This is a genomic window from Moorena sp. SIO3I6 (genome assembly GCF_010672095.1).
Genome location: NZ_JAAHHU010001328.1, coordinates 1 through 1,417 on the forward strand (window position 1 = coordinate 1; position 1,417 = coordinate 1,417).

The window sequence follows — 1,417 nt, forward strand, 5'->3', positions numbered from 1 at the left end:
CCGACAGTAGCAATTCCATTTGTTCCCAACTGTCATCTGCTGCTACTGCCCCCTGTTGCAGAATTTGCTGATAAAGTCCTAATAACCGCCCAGCCCGTTGCTCATTGCTGAGAATGCGATCGCGTATAGTCCTGAGATGCTCTGGTTCATCTTGGACTTCCCAATTCTCGATAATTCGCCTACCCACAAGGTACTCAATCGATGTGGGATTGACAGTACACCTCTTGCCACAGTAGTTTTTTGATACTGTTTTTGATACTGTAGTGGTGAATTTTTGCTCACTGTTCCCTGTTCCGGGTACCGAAGTTCCCTCTTCTGAAAGAAGTCTAGTACAATGCTCTATATCCTCTAGAATCAGCTGACATAGCTTTTGAGTCAGTAAAGGCTGTCCTCCCGTAAACCCCAAGATTTCCCTAAGTAAGGCTTTGGGATTGCTAACCCTGCCGTTAAATCCTAGCGCTAGGGGTTTGGCTTCTTCCAGAGTAAATCCACATAACTCAATCCCCCGTCCGATATTAAACGGAGTGCGTTGCTTATCTAAGATCAAATCCGTGGGAGTAGCTACCCCTAACAATACAAAACTGAGGCGTTGGTAGGCTTGGTTTTCTGTGCGCTTGTTGTAGCAGGCTCGGATTAGGGCAAAAAAATCTTCAATCGGGAACGATAAACCCAGAATGCTATCGATTTCATCAATAAAGATCACCAAATTTCCCTCAACAAGAGCCAGTAGCACCTCCTCAATAAAATCACTCAGACGCTTGACTGGGGATAGATAAGAGCGTGAGCGCCACCAAGCTCGTAAATTGACCTGGAGGTTGAAGCTGCTAACCAGACAGCGTTATATTGTAGCATACCACTGGTCTGCTGTCAAATCTTGGGTACCAATTTCCGTCAAATCAACGATTCCACAGTGTATGCCTATTGCTTGTAATCGGTGAGTAGTTTGCACCCTCAAAGAAGACTTACCCATTTGCCTGGAGGTAAGGACATAGCAAAACTCCCCCGCTACCAGAGCCTGATACAAATCCTGATCTGCTTTACGGCGCACATAGCAGAGGGTATCAGGGGGTAAACTCCCGCCCACTTGATAGTTGTGGTTTTTCATAATTTACGGGCATCCATGGGTTTTATCCCAGGTAAGTACTAAAGTACTGACGATACAAATCACAACTAGGCACAGCCCCCTGTTTGTGGAGCTGTACTAATCCTAAACTTTGCAACTTAAAGGCTAGCTTTTGCTCTAATTCCACTGGCTCGGATGACATCACTACTTTTTGATAGGCTGCGACCAGTTCTGGATATTGTTGTAGATTCCACCATTGTCGTCGAAGGTCATCATGATAAATTCCCGATTCGGTTGCTGCTGAATTCAATAACTCCTCAAAGGTAACGTCACCGCGCCTAAGATGATATAACG

General features: G+C 45.4%; 3 protein-coding genes. All 3 read right to left on the reverse strand.

Annotated features, from left to right (window positions below; genetic code table 11):
- Nucleotides 1-832 (reverse strand): AAA-like domain-containing protein (locus F6K49_RS49015; protein ID WP_293109990.1); only part of this gene is annotated, 832 nt, incomplete at its 3' end.
- Nucleotides 833-838: 6 nt separating this feature from the next.
- The gene (locus F6K49_RS49020; RefSeq protein ID WP_293109986.1) at nucleotides 839-1,105 is read right to left on the reverse strand and encodes a hypothetical protein; all 267 of its coding nucleotides are present in this window, start codon (nucleotides 1,103-1,105) and stop codon (nucleotides 839-841) included.
- 22 nt (nucleotides 1,106-1,127) lie between these two features.
- The coding region (locus F6K49_RS49025; RefSeq protein ID WP_293109988.1) for an AAA-like domain-containing protein at nucleotides 1,128-1,417 on the reverse strand (290 nt) is incomplete at its 5' end.